Origin of the sequence: Stenotrophomonas sp. SrG (assembly GCF_050031795.1) — a bacterium.
Taxonomy (GTDB): Bacteria; Pseudomonadota; Gammaproteobacteria; order Xanthomonadales; family Xanthomonadaceae; genus Stenotrophomonas; species Stenotrophomonas rhizophila_A.
Genome location: NZ_JBNBBE010001687.1, coordinates 1 through 231 on the forward strand (window position 1 = coordinate 1; position 231 = coordinate 231).

Sequence of the window (231 nt, forward strand, 5' to 3'; positions counted from 1 at the left end):
TCCACTTGCGCAGGCGCGCAGCCAGACCGTCGTCGCCCATGGTGGGCAGGCTCTTCTGGAAGTTGGTCATGCGGCGCAGGGGCATGGGGGTATCGAGCATGGTCTCGACACCGCGGAAGATGTCCTCTGCCTCGCGGGCGCTGTCCACGTGCTGGTTGGCCAGCACCTTGATCAGGTCGGCCTGGACCTGCACGTTGGCTTCATGGTTCTCTCAGTGGTCGGGGGAGTAGC

1 pseudogene is annotated in these 231 nt (G+C 64.9%); it reads right to left on the reverse strand.

What is annotated here, in order from left to right:
• Nucleotides 1-211, reverse strand: a pseudogene (locus tag ACQG3P_RS25105) (hypothetical protein); the annotation flags it as partial.
• Nucleotides 212-231: the final 20 nt, after the last annotated feature.